Annotated in this window: 1 pseudogene; it reads left to right on the plus strand. The window is 35.9% G+C overall.

The features are described 5' to 3' along the window. Positions 1 to 590: pseudogene (locus BN338_RS09745) on the plus strand (damage-inducible protein); the annotation flags it as partial.

Below are 590 nucleotides of genomic sequence, written 5' to 3' on the forward strand. Positions count from 1 at the left end.
CGGTAGGGCAAAAAAATGAAAATGATAATGCAAAGAATACTCCTTATCCTGATACTAGATGACCGTATTCGAGAAACATACGCTGCTAAATCGAAGGTAACGAATATACGGGCGCTTTATGATAGTTATATCCGTGCCATTCGCTGGGCTAGTGACCGTATTGATAATGCTGGAGTGATCGGTTTCATTTCTGGTTCAAGCTATATAGAAAAACCAACAATGGACAGTTTACGAAAATCTTTGGCTAAAGAATTTACGAGCATTTATGTACTTAATTTACGGGGGGATCTTCGTAAAAATATGTTAAGCAATGGAATTGCTCATGAAGGAGAGAATATTTTCGGCAATGGTAGTATGACTGGTATTGCGGTAACGCTATTTATCAAAAATCCCAATGTTTCTGGAGATTGTAAAATTTACTATCATGATATTGGAGACAATCTTTCCACCGAAAAAAAACTTGAGATGCTTCAATACTTTGGTAATGTTGGTGGTATTACACGTAATAGAAAATGGCAAATAATCACACCAGATAAACATGGTGATTGGATACATCAACGTGACGATAATTTTGAAACATTCTTAGCTTT

It is taken from the genome of Bartonella queenslandensis AUST/NH15 (assembly GCF_000312585.1).
Lineage (GTDB): Bacteria > Pseudomonadota > Alphaproteobacteria > Rhizobiales > Rhizobiaceae > Bartonella > Bartonella queenslandensis_A.